Source organism: Zunongwangia endophytica, assembly GCF_030409505.1.
Classification (GTDB): Bacteria; Bacteroidota; Bacteroidia; order Flavobacteriales; family Flavobacteriaceae; genus Zunongwangia; species Zunongwangia endophytica.
In genome coordinates, this window is sequence record NZ_JAUFPZ010000002.1 from 3524853 (window position 1) to 3541547 (window position 16695).

At 36.9% G+C, this 16695-nt stretch carries 8 protein-coding genes; all 8 read left to right on the forward strand.

Annotation, left to right across the window (positions count from 1 at the left end; genetic code table 11):
• Positions 1–10: 10 nt before the first annotated feature.
• The gene (locus QWY91_RS15430) at positions 11–1045 is read left to right on the forward strand and encodes a cytochrome c oxidase subunit II (RefSeq protein WP_290236400.1); all 1035 of its coding nucleotides are present in this window, start codon (positions 11–13) and stop codon (positions 1043–1045) included.
• Between the two features lie 36 nt (positions 1046–1081).
• Complete coding sequence (locus QWY91_RS15435; protein ID WP_290236401.1) at positions 1082–2902, forward strand: cytochrome c oxidase subunit I; 1821 nt, start codon at positions 1082–1084, stop codon at positions 2900–2902.
• Between the two features lie 104 nt (positions 2903–3006).
• Positions 3007–4029: a Holliday junction branch migration DNA helicase RuvB gene (ruvB, locus tag QWY91_RS15440; RefSeq protein WP_290236402.1), complete on the forward strand. Its 1023-nt coding sequence runs from the start codon at positions 3007–3009 to the stop codon at positions 4027–4029.
• Positions 4030–4068: 39 nt separating this feature from the next.
• Positions 4069–5394, forward strand: coding sequence for a cytochrome P450 (locus QWY91_RS15445; protein ID WP_290236403.1), 1326 nt, complete (start codon positions 4069–4071; stop codon positions 5392–5394).
• Positions 5394–6338, forward strand: coding sequence for a tRNA epoxyqueuosine(34) reductase QueG (gene queG / locus QWY91_RS15450; protein ID WP_290236404.1), 945 nt, complete (start codon positions 5394–5396; stop codon positions 6336–6338). Before QWY91_RS15445 ends, queG begins: the two co-directional genes overlap by 1 nt.
• A 162-nt stretch (positions 6339–6500) precedes the next feature.
• Positions 6501–8792 (forward strand): NADP-dependent malic enzyme, encoded by a 2292-nt coding sequence (locus tag QWY91_RS15455; protein ID WP_290236405.1) that lies wholly within the window; start codon positions 6501–6503, stop codon positions 8790–8792.
• Positions 8793–8883: 91 nt separating this feature from the next.
• Positions 8884–9465: a Holliday junction branch migration protein RuvA gene (ruvA, locus tag QWY91_RS15460; protein ID WP_290236406.1), complete on the forward strand. Its 582-nt coding sequence runs from the start codon at positions 8884–8886 to the stop codon at positions 9463–9465.
• 38 nt (positions 9466–9503) lie between these two features.
• The gene (gene sov, locus QWY91_RS15465) at positions 9504–16646 is read left to right on the forward strand and encodes a T9SS outer membrane translocon Sov/SprA (RefSeq protein WP_290237112.1); all 7143 of its coding nucleotides are present in this window, start codon (positions 9504–9506) and stop codon (positions 16644–16646) included.
• Positions 16647–16695 lie beyond the last annotated feature (49 nt).

The following is a 16695-nucleotide window of genomic DNA, read 5'->3' on the forward strand; positions in this document are numbered from 1 at the left end:
ACTTTATAAAATGACCGTATTTTTAGTAATCATAGTATTAGCACTTCTTGCTGTAACGGGGTGGCAAATCTCAAAAATATTTGAATTGTCAAAAACTCCAGATGCAGATACTTCTCAGGTAGCTAACAATAAGGATAACGAGAACCAGGGTAAGCTAATGATGGGTTTTGCTCTTTTCCTTTATGTTTTAATGTTTTATTGTTTTTGGACTTTTACTAATGTAACTTTACCAGATGCAGCATCGGAGCATGGATCGAAATATGACAATTTGATGTTGATCTCAATGTTATTGATCATGTTCGTTCAGATAGTTACTCAGGCTTTATTGCATTATTTTGCTTACAAGTATAGAGGAGCGGCCGGTAAGAAAGCATTATTTTATGCAGATAATGACAAGTTGGAGTTTATATGGACTATCGTACCAGTTATCGTATTAGCAGGTTTGATTATATATGGACTTTTTACCTGGACAGATATAATGAGTGTTAATGAAGATGAAGATCCTATTATTGTAGAACTTTATGCGCAGCAGTTTAGCTGGACAGCCAGATATGCCGGAGAGGATAACACCTTAGGAGAAGCTAACGTTCGATTTATAGAGGGAGCTAACGTTTTGGGTGTGGATAAAGAAGATTCTTACGCTCAGGATGACAAAATTGTGAGAGAATTACATTTACCGGTTAATAAGCCAGTATTGTTTAAATTAAGATCTCAGGATGTACTTCACTCCGCTTATTTTCCTCACTTTAGAGCACAAATGAATGTGGTGCCTGGAATGATTACTCAATTCGGTTTTACTCCAACAGTAACTACTGAAGAGATGAGGAATGACGATGATATGATTGATAAAGTAGAGCATATCAACGAAATTAGAAAAGATAATGGCGATGATTCTTACGAATTTGATTACTTCTTATTATGTAATAAGATTTGTGGACAAGCCCATTACAATATGCAGATGAAGGTTGTTGTAGAGTCTGAAGCAGATTATGAAGCCTGGTTGGCCGAGCAAGGAACTTTCGAAGAATCAATGTCGCAAGAATAATTATTTTATTAAAGAACTAAAAGTATTATTTAAGATATGTCAGCAGTAGTAAACGCACCAGCTCAGGATCACCACGAAGATCACGGACATCATCATAAACAAACATTTATATCAAAGTATATTTTTAGCTTTGATCATAAGATGGTTGCTAAACAATTCCTTATTACAGGTCTCTTAATGGGAATTGTAGGGATTGGAATGTCTATTTTATTTAGAATTCAATTAGCATGGCCAGAGGAGTCTTTTGCTATTTTCGAAGCTTTGCTTGGAAAATGGGCTCCAGATGGTGTTATGACTCCTAATATTTATTTAGCCCTGGTAACCATTCATGGTACTATCATGGTTTTCTTTGTACTTACTGCTGGTTTAAGTGGTACATTTAGTAACCTTCTAATTCCATTGCAGATTGGCGCGCGAGATATGGCTTCTGGATTTATGAATATGCTTTCATACTGGTTGTTTTTCGTAGCTTGTGTGATTATGTTATGTTCTTTATTTGTAGAGGCAGGACCTGCTTCATCGGGTTGGACCATATATCCTCCATTAAGTGCGTTACCGCAGGCTATTGGTGGTTCTGGTATGGGTATGACGCTTTGGTTAGTTTCAATGGCATTATTTATCGCTTCTCAGCTTTTAGGAGGTATTAACTATATTGTTACTGTAATAAATTTAAGAACTAAAGGAATGTCTATGACTAGACTTCCGCTAACTATTTGGGCATTTTTTGTAACTGCTATTTTAGGTTTAGTATCTTTCCCAGTATTACTTTCAGCGGCATTACTACTTATCATGGATAGAAGTTTTGGAACTTCATTCTTTTTAAGTGATATATTTATTGAAGGAGAAGTGTTAAGTCACCACGGTGGATCTCCTGTATTGTTTGAGCATTTATTCTGGTTCTTAGGTCACCCTGAAGTTTACATCGTAATACTTCCGGCTCTAGGTATAACTTCAGAAGTTGTTGCGACAAACTCTCGTAAACCTATATTTGGTTACCGCGCAATGATTGCATCTATTTTAGCAATCGGTTTCCTTTCAACTATTGTTTGGGGTCACCATATGTTCGTATCTGGAATGAATCCTTTCTTAGGTTCTGTATTTACCTTTACAACATTATTAATTGCTATTCCTTCAGCGGTAAAAGCTTTTAACTACATAACAACATTATGGAAGGGTAACCTTCAAATGAATCCAGGAATGTTATTTTCGATTGGTTTGGTTTCCACTTTTATTACTGGTGGTCTTACAGGGATTATTCTTGGGGACTCAACATTAGATATTAACGTTCACGATACTTATTTTGTGGTAGCTCACTTCCACCTTGTAATGGGTATTTCAGCATTGTATGGTTTATTTGCCGGTGTATATCACTGGTTCCCTAAGATGTTTGGACGTATGATGAATAAGAATCTTGGTTATATTCACTTCTGGGTTACTGCAGTCGGTGCTTACGGAGTATTCTTCCCGATGCACTTTTTAGGAATGGCTGGTTTACCAAGACGTTATTATACAAATACTGCTTTCCCTTATTTTGATGATCTTGCCGATATCAATGTAATTGTAACAGTTTGTGCTATCGTAACAGCTTTAGTTCAGTTAGTATTTATTTACAATTTCTTCGGTTCTATGTTCTATGGTAAGAAAGCAACTATGAACCCTTGGAAGTCTAATACTTTAGAGTGGACTACACCAGTAGAACATATCCATGGTAACTGGCCAGGAGCACTTCCAGTAGTTTATCGTTGGGCGTATGACTATAGCAAAACTTATCCTGATGGAGAATATATAATTAAGGGACAGGATTACGTTCCTCAGAATATACCTATGCAGAAGGATGAAGAAGATTTACATCATTAGATAAATCTATAATCACAATACACAAAAGCCTTTTCTTTATTGAAGAGGCTTTTTTATTTTATATTTGTTTTGTCTATACTTAGGCTGTATTTAATTTAGTTGCTATGAATGAAAATCTGGATGCCAGCGGAGAGAATTTTTCTTCCGAAGAATTTGATATTGAAAGGGCTTTAAGACCTTTAAGCTTTGATGATTTTGCTGGTCAGGAACAGGTTTTAGATAATTTGAAGGTTTTCGTAGCAGCCGCTAATTTAAGAGAAGAAGCTTTAGATCATACCTTATTACATGGGCCTCCTGGACTAGGAAAAACTACTTTAGCTCATATACTTGCCAATGAATTAAATGTTGGGTTGAAAGTAACTTCAGGACCTGTTTTGGACAAACCTGGAGATTTAGCCGGTCTTTTGACTAATCTTGATGAAAGAGATATTCTTTTTATAGACGAAATTCATCGTTTAAGCCCTATTGTTGAAGAGTACTTGTATTCAGCAATGGAAGATTATCGGATAGATATTATGATTGAATCTGGGCCAAATGCGCGTTCAGTTCAATTGAATTTGAGTCCGTTTACCTTGATTGGTGCGACCACCAGATCTGGATTACTCACGGCACCAATGAGAGCTCGTTTCGGGATTTCAAGCCGACTTCAATATTATTCAACCGAATTACTTTCTGACATCGTTCAGCGTAGTGCACAAATATTAAATGTCCCTATAAGCATGGAAGCCGCTATAGAAATTGCAGGACGTAGTCGTGGTACGCCACGTATAGCCAATGCACTTTTACGCCGAGTTCGGGATTTCGCCCAGATTAAAGGAGATGGAAAAATTGATATTCATATTGCCAAATATGGACTTAAAGCTTTGAATGTAGATGCGCACGGTTTAGATGAAATGGATAATAAGATTTTAGAAACAATAATCGATAAATTTAAAGGTGGTCCTGTAGGAATTACTACTTTGGCAACGGCGGTTAGCGAAAGTGCCGAGACTATTGAAGAAGTTTACGAGCCTTTTTTGATTCAACAAGGATTTATTTATCGCACACCAAGAGGAAGAGAAGTAACCGAGGCAGCTTATAAGCATATGGGAAGATCGCCAGGAGCTAAGCAGGGAGGTTTGTTTTAATAATTGCAGAAAAAGCTGCAATTTTTGACGTTTTGATTTATGAAGAAGAAAGAAATTCCAGAGGTATCTACACTAACATTTTTAAAAAATGCAGGTAGCATTGTAAAAAATCCATTGCCTTTTCATCGAGAGAATTTTACCAAGCATGGTGATATTTTCCGTCTGAATATTGGCCCAAAGAAGTCTGTTATTTTTTGTAGGGATGCCGATTTCGCCCAATATGTCCTTCAAAAGAATCAGAAGAATTATATAAAATCTGAAATTCAGACCAAAGACCTCAAGAAATATGTAGGTAATGGTTTGTTAACAGCTAATGGTGAACATTGGCAGAAACAGCGCAAATTAATTCAGCCGGCTTTCCACAAAAAGCATATTGCTAATTTACTGGAAACAATTCTAGAAGCTATAAGAGTTGAGTATACCAAAATCGAACTCAATACTACTGTAGATGTATTTCCTATCTTCAATGATTTGGCTTTTCAAACCGTTGTTAAATCTTTATTTAGTTCAGCGGCCAGTCAGGAACAAATTAATCGTTTACAGTTTGTGACTGAAGCGAATCAAAAAATGCTAGTAAAAGAGCTTCGGCAGCCTTATAAAAGTGTTTGGTTCCGTATTAGTGGAGAGCTGAAACATCACTTAAAATTAAGCGAAGAATCGCGACAAATTTTAAAGCAAATCGTAAAAGAGCGTCAGGAAAATCCAAAGCGTTACGATGATTTACTCGATATGTTATTGGATGCACGTTATGACGATGGGCAGCCGATGGATGAGGAACAGTTAATCGATGAAATTTTAATTCTTTTTGTTGCTGGCCACGAGACCACTTCAAATTCGTTAAGTTTTACTACGCAACTACTAGCGCAGCATCCCGAAATTCAAGAAAAAGTTTTTACTGAAGTAAAGGAAGCTTCAGCGAATAGTAACGGTTTGATGGAATTTCTTCAGCAATGTTCTTATACGCAAAATGTGGTTTTAGAAAGTATGCGTTTGTATCCTCCTGCATATTTTATGGATCGAGTGAATTTAGAAGAAGATGAATTTAAAGGATTCAAATTCGATAAAAACTCGAACCTTTTATTTTCTTTTTATGAGATTCATCGTAGCGAAAAACATTGGGAAAATCCGTTGACGTTTAATCCAGATCGTTTTGCTTCAGAAAAGAATCCTGAAGCGTATTTTCCGTTTGGGGCGGGTCCAAGGAAATGTATAGGCAGCAATTTTGCAATGTACGAGATGATTTTGGCCGTTTCAGAAATGGTTTCTAACTTTAAAATCCTTCCGAAGAAAAAAGAAATCGAGATTTTACCTCTTATTACTTTGAAGCCTAAAAATGCTTTTGTAGAATTTCAGAAAAGAGCTTAATGTTTTCAGAAAACAAAGCAAAATACACCAATATCATCAAAGAAGAGGCAAAACGTCTTGGATTTATGTCGTGCGGAATTAGCAAAGCTGAATTTCTAGAGCAAGAAGCACCGCGCTTGGAAGAATGGCTTAATAAAAATCGAAATGGTAACATGTATTACATGGAAAATCATTTTGATAAGCGTTTGGATCCCACAAAATTAGTGGAAGGTTCTAAAAGTGTGATTTCTCTATTGCTGAATTATTATCCTAATCAAACTCAAAATCCCGACTCTTACAAGATCAGTAAATATGCCTACGGAAGAGATTATCATTTTGTGATTAAAGACAAACTGAAATCTTTACTTCAATTTATCCAAGATGAGATTGGTGAAGTTGAAGGCCGAGCTTTTGTAGATTCAGCACCGGTTTTAGATAAAGCCTGGGCAGCAAAAAGTGGTTTGGGATGGATTGGTAAAAATTCTAATTTACTTTCTAAAAAAGCCGGTTCTTTTTTCTTTATAGCAGAATTGATCGTCGATCTGGATTTAGAATACGATACCCCCGTAACCGATCATTGTGGTACTTGTACCGCCTGTATAGATGCCTGTCCAACTGATGCTATTGTAGAACCTTACAAAGTAGATGGCAGCAAGTGTATTTCTTATTTTACCATAGAGCTAAAAGATGAATTGCCGAATAGTTTTAAAAATACTTTTGAAGACTGGATGTTTGGGTGTGATATCTGTCAGGATGTTTGCCCATGGAACCGTTTCTCTAAACCTCATAACGAACCGTTGTTCGATCCGCATCCCGATTTACTGAAATTCGATAAAAAAGATTGGGAAGAAATCACTAAAGAAACCTTCAACGAAATTTTTCGAAAATCTGCCGTTAAAAGAACCAAATTCGAAGGTTTAAAGCGGAATATTAATTTCCTGAATTCTAGAGAAATTGATAATTAGATTACTGCTAGCGAAATTTAACTATTAAGTTTTAGAAGAATGATGCTTCAGAAAAACTAAAATTGATTAAAAACTAGCTAAAATCTTACCATTATTTTAAAATAATTAAGTAGTAATTGCCATCTACCTTACTAACTTTGTAAATAGCTAAAACCAAAAGTTATGAGCAACAATTCCAGAAAAAGAAGGGAAGCATTAGTTTATCATGCTAAACCTAAACCAGGGAAAATTGAGGTTGTCCCGACAAAAAAATATGCTTCACAGCGCGATCTTTCATTAGCTTATTCGCCTGGGGTGGCAGAACCTTGTCTAGAAATCGAAAAAGATAAAGAAAACGCATATAAATACACGACCAAAGGAAATCTAGTTGCTGTAATTAGTAACGGTACAGCAGTTTTAGGTCTTGGCGATATAGGGCCTGAAGCTTCTAAACCGGTAATGGAAGGAAAAGGTTTGCTTTTTAAAATCTTCGCAGATATCGATGTTTTTGATATTGAAGTGGATACTAAAAATGTAGATGCTTTTATCGAAACCGTTAAAAATATAGCGCCTACTTTTGGCGGAATTAATCTTGAAGATATCAAAGCTCCGGAAGCTTTTGAAATTGAAAAAAGATTAAAAGAGGAATTAGATATTCCTGTAATGCACGACGATCAACACGGTACTGCGATCATTTCTGCGGCTGCACTTTTAAATGCGGTTGAACTTGCCAAGAAAAAAATGTCGAAAGTGAAAATCGTAGTGAGCGGAGCTGGTGCAGCGGCAGTCTCTTGTACGAAGTTATATAAACTTCTTGGAGCTAAGCCCGAGAATATAGTGATGCTAGATAGTAAAGGAGTGATTAGAAAAGATCGCCCTAACCTTTCAGAAGAGAAATTAGAATTTGCTACAGAGCGTGATTTAAATACATTAGATGATGCGATGAAGGGAGCTGATGTATTTATAGGGCTTTCTATTGCAGATATTTTATCTCCAGAAATGTTAGAAAGTATGGCAAAACGACCTATTGTTTTTGCTATGGCGAATCCTAATCCCGAAATCGATTATCAACTAGCCATGGATACTCGTAAAGATGTAATTATGGCCACTGGTCGTAGTGATCATCCTAATCAGGTAAATAATGTATTAGGATTTCCATTTATTTTCCGTGGTGCTTTAGATGTTAGAGCGACGAAAATTAACGAGGAAATGAAAATGGCTGCCGTAAAAGCTTTAGCTGAATTAGCTAAAGAACCGGTGCCAGAACAGGTGAATATTGCTTATGGCGAAACCCGTTTAAACTTTGGTCCAGAGTATATAATTCCAAAGCCATTTGATCCGAGACTGATTGCTAAAGTGCCGCCGGCGGTAGCGCAGGCAGCCATGGATAGTGGTGTTGCAAGACAGGATATTACAGATTGGCAAAAGTATGAAGATGAGCTGCTAGAGAGAATGGGAAGTGATAATAAGATCACCCGTTTACTAATGCAGCGTGCAAAGACAAATCCTAAGCGCGTAATTTTTGCTGAAGCTGATCATTTAGATGTATTAAAAGCAGCTCAGATAGTTCACGATGAAGGGATTGCGACTCCTATTCTTCTTGGTCGTAGAGAAGTGATTAACGAACTAATGCAGGAGATTGATTTTGATGCTGATGTAGAAATCATCGATCCAAAATCTGATGAAGAAAAAGATAAACTTCAAAGATATGCTGAAGCTTATTTTGATACTAGAAATAGAAAAGGGGTAACGCTTTATGATGCGCAACGATTAATGCGCGAGCGTAATTATTTCGCTGCAATGATGGTGAATGTAGGCGATGCCGATGCTTTACTTTCAGGATATTCTAGAGCTTATCCAACGGTTGTAAAACCAATGCTTCAGTTAATAGGAATGGCGAAAGGCGTTTCTAGAGTTGCAGCAACTAACGTTATGAATACCAGTAGAGGTCCTGTTTTTATTAGTGACACCTCTATAAATATAGATCCTTCAGCTAAAGATCTAGCTAAGATTGCGCAATTAACCGCAAGAACGGTGAAGTTATTTGGGATGGAGCCGGTAATGGCGATGTTGTCTTATGCTAATTTTGGATCTTCAGATCATCCACAAGCAAGAAAGGTGAAAGATGCAGTATCTTACCTACATCGTTACCATCCAGATTTATTGGTAGATGGAGAACTTCAATCAGATTTTGCATTGAACAGAGAAATGCTTCAGAGTAAATTTCCGTTTTCAAAATTAGCGGGTAAAAAAGTAAATACGCTAATTTATCCAAACCTGGATTCAGCAAATAGTGCGTATAAACTTATTAAGGAACTTAATAATACCGATTCTATTGGGCCGATAATGATGGGAATGAAAAAACCGGTTCACGTCCTTCAGCTAGGTGCTAGTGTAGAAGAAATGGTGAATATGGCTGCTGTAGCTGTGGTTGATGCACAGGAAAAAGAAAAAGCAGAAAAGGCTAAAAAATAGTTTTAACACAAAGATGATTTAAGGGGAAAGACTTGCGTTTTTCCCCTTATTTTATTTTAGTACATTTGCGGCTTTAACTTTCGGTTACCGTATGATTCATCACTTAAAGGGCAAACTGGTAGAGAAGAATCCTACCCATGTTGTCGTAGATTGTAATGGCGTTGGTTATTTTGTCCATATCTCGCTACATACTTTTTCTAAAATTCAAGACGAAGAGAATATTTCCCTTTTCACTCATTTACAGGTGAAAGAGGATTCGCATACCTTATTTGGCTTTCAGGAAAAATCTGAAAGAGAAATCTTTAGGCTTCTAATTTCCGTAAGTGGTATAGGGGCTAATACTGCTCGTTCTATGCTTTCGTCTTTAGAGCCTGTGCAGATTAGAGATGCTATAGCATCTGGTGACGTTGCAACTATCCAGAGTATAAAAGGGATAGGTGCCAAAACAGCACAACGAGTAATTTTAGACCTAAAAGATAAGATTGTTAAAATATTTGGTATTGATGAGGTTTTTGTAGAGCAAAGCAATACAAATAAAGAAGAAGCGTTATCTGCTTTAGAGACTTTGGGTTATGCTCGTAAACAGGCAGATAAGGTTCTAAATAAGCTAATTAAAGAGCAAGAAGATCCAACGGTAGAAACTCTGATTAAATTAGCATTAAAAAACTTGTAGAGACATTGAGAAACAATTACCTAAGGTTTTTCACATCGATGCGTTTTCCTTCGCTGCTAGTACTGTTGCTTTTAATTACTTCTAATTTATCGGCACAGCAGGAAGAAGAGGAAGAAACGCAGCAGGATACCACTCAAACTTTTTCGTTTGGTACTATTTCTATGCCCGATCCCGGCGCTATACAATCTAAGTATGAGTATGATCCTGCATTAGATTTATATTTCTATAAAAAAAGTCTGGGAGAAACGAATATTGGTTTGCCTTTGGTTCTTTCTCCAAAAGAATATGAAGAGCTGATTATTAAAGAAGAAATGCAGCAGTATTTCAGGCTTAAAAATCAGGCGTTATCTGGTAGAAGTGATAATATTGATGCTTTGCAGCAGGATTTATTACCAGATTTTTATGTGAATTCAGATTTCTTCCAAAGCATTTTTGGAGGTACAAATATTGATATTGCTCCGCAAGGTTCGGTTGCCGTAGATCTTGGTGCTTTATACACAAAACAAGACAATCCGGCCTTTTCGCCAAGAAACAGATCTAATTTTACTTTCGATTTTGATCAGAGAATTCAGTTGTCGCTATTGGGGCAGGTAGGTACTCGATTGGGAATTGTTGCCAATTATGATACCGAATCTACTTTTGATTTTCAGAATCAATTAAAACTGGATTACACGCCCAGCGAAGATGATATAATTCAGAAGATTGAAGTAGGTAACGTAAACATGCCACTGAATAACACTCTAATTCAGGGAGCGCAAAGTTTATTCGGTTTTAAAACACAACTTCAGTTTGGTAAAACCAGAATTACCGGTGTTTTTTCAGAACAAAATTCAGAAAGAAGAACCGTTAATGTTGAAGGCGGTGCCGCGGTAGAGGATTATGAGAAATTTGCCCTAGATTATGACGAAAATCGACACTTTTTCTTAGCGCATTATTTTAGAGATAATTATAATAATTCAGTTGAAAATTATCCATTTGTAGGTAGCGGAATTCAGATTAAAAGAATTCAGGTTTGGATTACCAATAGAACCAATAATGTACAGAATCTTACCGATACCAGAAATGTGGTTGCTATTCAGGATATTGGTGAAAGTCCGATAGATGGGAATATAGGATTAAACGTGGTTCCTTCAGGTTTCTTTAATCAGCCTGCTGGTGCTTATCCCGATAACGATAACAACGATTTTAATCCCTTCGGAATAAATGGAGGTGCGCAATCGGTATTAAATTCAGCTATTCGTGATATTTCAACTGTCGAGAGTGGTTTTGGAAACGTTCAGGTTTCCGAAGGCATAGATTATGTGAAATTAGAAAATGCGCGCCAGCTAAATCCTAGCGAGTATAAATTGAATCAGGATTTAGGATATATCACTCTTAATCAACGTCTGAATAATGATGAGGTTTTAGCGGTAGCATTTCAGTATACCGTAAACGGGCAGGTATTCCAAGTTGGTGAATTTGCGAATGATGGTGTAAATGCTACGGGCGACGAATCGCAACAACAAGGACAGTCTGAAGCCAGAATAAGTCAGAATTTAGTGGTTAAAATGCTGAAAAGTACCATCACAAATGTAAACGAGCCGGTTTGGGATTTGATGATGAAAAATATTTATAGCCTGGGGGCTTATGATTTGGATCCTTCAGATTTCAGACTGAATATATTGTATACCGATCCTCAGCCTTTAAATTATATTAAACAGGCAGCGAATTCTTCGAATCCACTACCGGAAGATGTCGTAGAAACACCGCTTTTACGTGTTTTCAATCTAGATAATCTGAATACCAACAATGATCCAATAAATGGTGGAGATGGTTTCTTTGATTTTGTGCCCGGTTTTACTATCGACGTGCAAAATGGATTGGTAATTTTCACTTCGGTAGAACCTTTTGGAGAATATTTATTCGAAAAGTTAGATAACACGCCAAATAACAGTCAGGAAATTTATTCAGAACCTTCCACCTGGAATGGGAATCAGGAAAAATATGTTTTCAGGTCGCTTTATCGAACCACTAAAACGCAGGCAGAACAGGAAGATGCCGATAAAAATAAATTTCAGTTAAAAGGACGCTACAAATCGGCTAATTTTGAAGGTATTCCTATTGGTTACAATGTTCCGCAAGGTTCGGTTACCGTTACCGCCGGCGGAAGATTGTTACAGGAAGGTGTAGATTATGTAGTGAATTACGATTTAGGAAGAGTGCAGATTTTGGATGAAGCACTTTTGGCTTCAGATACACCAATTCAGGTAAATACAGAAAGTAACGCTTTGTTTGGACAGCAGTCTAAAAGATTTACCGGTATAAATGTAGAACATCAGTTTAGTGAAGATTTGATATTTGCCGGGACGTTTTTAAATCTTAGAGAGCGACCATTAACGCAAAAGGCAAATTATAGCTACGAGCCTATCAACAATACTATTTTAGGTTTCAATTTTAATTATACTAAAGAAGTCCCATTCTTAACAAGATTGGTGAATAAATTGCCCAATATCGATACCGATGTAAAATCGAATGTATCGGTAAGAGGGGAATTTGCGTATTTGCTTCCGGGATCACCGGCGGTTAATGATTTCGATGGAAAAGCAACAACCTATATAGACGATTTTGAAGCGGCTCAAACTTCAATAGATATTAGTACTCCACTTAGCTGGGAACTTTCTAGTGTGCCTATTGGTTTTGGTGGAGAATTAGCAAATGGTGACCTAAGCGTTGGTGATCGTAGAGGAAAATTAGCCTGGTATACTATCGATCCTATTTTTTACAGTAGCCAGCGCCCAGACGGAATTACCGATGCCGATCTTAGTAGTTACGAAACTCGGCGAGTTACTGTAGACGAAATTTTCCCTAATACTGATGTAATCCAAGGGCAGGCACAGATTATTTATACCATGGATGTGGCTTATGATCCGCAAGAACGAGGTCCTTACAATTACAATCCAGCCGCTGCCGGTGGGAATACCATCCCTAATCCCGCAGATAATTTTGGTGGAATGATGCGCGGAATAAATACTACAAACTTTGAGCAATCTAACGTAGAGTATATTCAGTTTTGGGTGATGGATCCGTTTTTATATCAAGACAATCCTGATAATGTGAATAATGACGGTAAAATTGTTTTCAATCTTGGTAATATTAGCGAGGATGTTTTAAAGGATGGTAGAAAGCAGTATGAAAATGGATTGCCGGTAGATGGATCAGATCTAAATACTATAGAAACTGCCTTTGGTAAAGTTCCAGCAGATCAATCACTGGTTTATGCTTTCAGTTCAGAAGGCGAAGCACGAGTGAATCAAGATGTTGGATATGATGGTTTAGATGATGCTCAGGAAGCTCTGAAATTCCCCGATTTTGGGAATCTTCCAGATCCTTCAGCAGATAATTACGAATATTTTTTAAGCGTGGATGGTGGTATTAAAGAACGCTATAGGAATTATAACGGTGTAGATGGGAACTCTCCAGAAAATTCTGGAGCAAACGATCGTGGTAATACTACTTTACCAACTACCGAGGATGTTAATCGTGATAATACCATGAATACGATTGACAGTTATTTTCAATATGAAGTTCCATTTTTTAGCGGAATGAATAGCGAGAATAACGAATACGTTTCTGATACCAAAGACTTAAGTGTTACACTAAGAAACGGGCAAACCCAACAGGTAAGATGGGTGCAGTTTAAAGTGCCAATTTACGAGCCTACCGATGCAGTTGGAGGTATTTCAGATTATCGTTCTATTCGATTTATGAGAATGTTTCTTACTGAATTTGAAAAGCCGACCTTGCTGAGGTTTGGAACGATGGAATTAGTACGTGGTGACTATCGTCGTTACAACGGAAGTTTGGATGAAGAAAGTAATCTGCCTCAGGATTCTAACGCACTTTTTGAAGTGACCGCGGTAAATATTGAAGAAAACGAAAATAGAGAACCAATTCCTTATGTTTTGCCTCCGGGAGTAGTAAGAGAAGAATTGTATCAAAATAACACCAATATTAGGCAAAATGAACAGTCGCTTTCGATGCGTGTTTGTGGATTACAGCCTCAGGATGCTCGTGCTGTTTACAAAAACTTCCAGATTGATATGCGCCAGTATAAAAATTTAGAAATGTTCTTGCATGCTGAAGCTTTACAGGGACAAACATCGCCTAATGACGGCGAGTTGGTTGCATTTTTAAGAATAGGAACCGATTTTACAGATAACTTCTATCAAATTGAAATTCCGCTATCCATCACTCAGGCAGGTAGTGTAAGTCCATCAGAAATATGGCCAGAATTAAACCGCTTGAATCTTCCGCTTGAATTGCTGCAACAAGTAAAAACTGCAGTTTTGGGAGATCCGGCTTATAATACTACTCGTCTTAATTTCTTTGATGAAAATTTAGAGCCTAGAAATCCTGAAGATGCTTACGAAGCCGGAAGATTAAGAATTGGAGTAAAAGGGAATCCAAGTTTTGGGAATGTTAGATTGATTATGCTTGGAGTTAAAAACGGAACGGACCGCAAAAGTTTGCAGGATATTTGTGGTGAAGTTTGGTTTAATGAATTAAGACTTTCAGATTTAGATAACGAAGGCGGATGGGCAGGAGTTTTAAATATCGATACGAATTTGGCCGATTTTGCGACCTTTTCTGCAACCGGTAGGAAAAGTACTGTTGGTTTTGGAACTTTAGATCAAGGTCCTAATCAGCGAAGCAGGGAAGATGCAGAGCAATACGATTTTGTGACTAATCTTAATATGGGGCAATTGCTTCCGCAAAAATGGGGACTGAAAATTCCGGTAAACTATAGTAGAGGAGAAGAACTAATTACGCCAAAGTACGACCAGGAATTTTTAGATATCGAATTGGATAATCGGCTTGCAGCGATAACTAATTCTGAAGAAAGAGATCGTGTTAAAAAACAATCACAAACCTATACTAAGCGTGAGAGTGTTAATCTTATTGGTTTAAGGAAAGAACGTACCGGAGAATCGAAGCCAAAGCCTTACGATGTCGAGAATTTTGCTTTTTCAGGTTCTTATAATCAAGTTGATTATCGTGATTTTGAAATTGAAGAGTCTTTAGATCAAAATGTAAGAACGGGGGCTACTTATCAATTCAATTTTGCGCCTAAAAAAGTAGAGCCTTTCAAAAATATTACTGCTTTAGATAGTAGTGACTATTTCTCTTTGATAAAGGATTTCAATTTAAATCTTTTACCAACGAATATTAATGCCAGTGCCAATTATCTTAGGCAATATACGCAGCAACAGTTTAGATCTTTAGAATTAAGCGATGATGATATTGGGATCCCTACGCTTTATCAAAGAAATTACCTTTTTGATTGGGAATATGGAATCAATTATAATCTTACAGATGCTTTAAATTTTAGTTTTAATGCGTCTAATAACAGGATTGTAAGAAATTATATCGATGAAGAAGGGAATGCAGATAATACCATCGGAATTTGGGATGACTATTTTAATGTAGGAGAGCCTAATTTTCACTATCAAACGCTTCAACTTAATTATGAGGTTCCGCTTAATAAAATACCGGTTTTTGAATTTTTAAAAGCATCTTATTCGTATACCGGAGACTTCCAGTGGCAAAGAGGATCACGTATTTTACAGAATTTGGAAGGTGTTCCAGATATTGGTAATTCTGTTCAGAATTCAAATTCGCATCAAATAACTGCAAATATGGATTTGCAGAAACTTTATAACTATGTAGGGCTTCATAAAAGAGATGCTAAAAAAGGAACTTCTATCGCTGAGCGTAGCCTGGGAGTGCCTACACTTCAGCCGCCAGGTGCTAATGAAAAACCAGCGCATGCCAGCAATAATACTTCAGGTAACAAAATGGTAAATACTATAATTGATGTAGTTACTGCAGTAAAACGACTTCAGGTAAATTACAGAAACAATCAAGGGACGTTCTTGCCTGGTTACACACGCAGCATCGGTTTTATGGGTTCTTTAAAACCTTCCGCAGGATTTACCTTTGGGATGCAGGATGAAATTCGATACGAAGCTGCAAGACGAGGTTGGTTAACTTTGTATCAAAATTTTAATCAACAATTTACTACCATAGAAAATGAAGAATTAAGCGCACAGGCATCAATAGATCTGCTGCCAGATCTTACTATAGACATCACAGGAAAGAAACTGTATTCTGAGACCTATTCTGAAAATTTTCAAGTAGATCCACAAAGTTTAGAATATCAATCTTTGACGCCATACACTTTTGGTAACTTCAATATTTCTACTATTTTAATAAAAACGTCTTTTAAACAAAGCGATGAGCAATCTTCAGAAACGTTTCAGAAATTTAGAGAAAATCGATTAGAAGTAGCAAGAAGGCTAGCCGTAGAAAAAGGTTTAGATCCTAATAATGTGGATGAATCGGGTTACCCTGTAGGCCTAGGAAAAACCAATCAGGCAGTATTGTTACCTGCTTTTATTTCGGCATATTCAGGAACTTCCGCAGAGAATGTAAAGCTTGGTGCTTTTAGAGATGTGCCATTACCTAACTGGAATCTAAAGTATACCGGGTTAATGCGTTTAGAGTGGTTTAAAAGAAATTTTAGACGATTTTCACTTAGTCATGGGTATAAATCTAATTATACCATCAATCAATTTCAAACCAATCTGGATTACGACGAAGAAAATCCTTTTGAACCGAACCAGGCGGGAGATTTTAAAAACAGAACGCTATTTTCAAATATTGTACTTTCAGAATTATTCACTCCTTTGTTGCAGGTCGATCTGGAAACTAGTAATAATGTACAATTTTTAGGAAGATTGGAAAAAGACAGGCAGCTTTCCTTAAGTTTTGATAATAATATCCTAACAGAGATTACAGGAAATCAATATACCTTAGGAATGGGATATCGCTTAAAAGATATGAAAATTGTTACTGCACTTGGTGGTCGCCGCCGGGTGTTAAGTAGTGATTTGAATTTTAAAGCAGACGTTTCTTATAGAAGAAATAAAACTATTGTGCGGTATTTAGATTTATCGAATAATCAGGTAATTGCCGGGCAGGATATCTGGTCGATCAATTTTGTGACTGATTATGCGATTACAAAGAATCTAACGGCTTTATTTTATTACGAGCATACATTCTCTGAATATGCAGTTTCGACGGCTTTTCCGCAAACTACAATACGATCGGGGATAACATTACGATATAATTTCGGAAATTAGTGTTCGCCTATTTGAACAATTACCCGAAAAAATTAACTTTGTCGCTATA

Excerpts from the sequence above, each read along its gene's own strand:
- QWY91_RS15430 (WP_290236400.1), top strand. The coding sequence starts at position 11 with ATGACCGTATTTTTAGTAATCATAGTATTAGCACTTCTTGCTGTAACG.
- QWY91_RS15435 (WP_290236401.1), top strand. The coding sequence starts at position 1,082 with ATGTCAGCAGTAGTAAACGCACCAGCTCAGGATCACCACGAAGATCAC.
- ruvB (WP_290236402.1), top strand. The coding sequence starts at position 3,007 with ATGAATGAAAATCTGGATGCCAGCGGAGAGAATTTTTCTTCCGAAGAA.
- QWY91_RS15445 (WP_290236403.1), top strand. The coding sequence starts at position 4,069 with ATGAAGAAGAAAGAAATTCCAGAGGTATCTACACTAACATTTTTAAAA.
- queG (WP_290236404.1), top strand. The coding sequence starts at position 5,394 with ATGTTTTCAGAAAACAAAGCAAAATACACCAATATCATCAAAGAAGAG.
- QWY91_RS15455 (WP_290236405.1), top strand. The coding sequence starts at position 6,501 with ATGAGCAACAATTCCAGAAAAAGAAGGGAAGCATTAGTTTATCATGCT.
- ruvA (WP_290236406.1), top strand. The coding sequence starts at position 8,884 with ATGATTCATCACTTAAAGGGCAAACTGGTAGAGAAGAATCCTACCCAT.
- sov (WP_290237112.1), top strand. The coding sequence starts at position 9,504 with ATGCGTTTTCCTTCGCTGCTAGTACTGTTGCTTTTAATTACTTCTAAT.